The organism is Xanthomonas sp. NCPPB 2864 (assembly GCF_056675615.1).
Genome location: NZ_JBWWVS010000032.1, coordinates 1 through 382 on the forward strand (window position 1 = coordinate 1; position 382 = coordinate 382).

Sequence of the window (382 nt, forward strand, 5' to 3'; positions counted from 1 at the left end):
TCCACTGCACCGCTGTAGCTCGAGGTCTCTACCACCGTGTCGTGGCCATCACCCTTGTTGAAGAGGTAGGTGTCCGAGTACCAGCTGCCGTTGAGCGTGTCGTTACCCGTGCCACCGATGAACACGCTGTCGCGTGACTGCGAGTCCACCGACAACACGTCATCGCCTGCACCACCCTCCAAACGATCTGTGCCGGTGCCGCCGGACAAGGTGTCGTTACCGTCTCCACCGAGCAGCAGGTCGTTGCCGTTCCAGCCGGTCAACGTATCAGCCGCATCGGTACCTAGCGTGGTCAAGCCCATCGCCCGCAAAGTCGCTGGCGTCCAGATCGTGCCGTCAGCAAACACCAGCTGCTCGATGCTGCTCGCATCGTTTTCATTGC

General features: G+C 61.0%; 1 protein-coding gene. It reads right to left on the reverse strand.

Annotated elements, in window-relative coordinates:
* Positions 1 to 382, reverse strand: a 382-nt coding sequence (locus tag AC1KVE_RS21030; protein ID WP_481093050.1) for a calcium-binding protein, incomplete at both ends; no start/stop codon positions are given.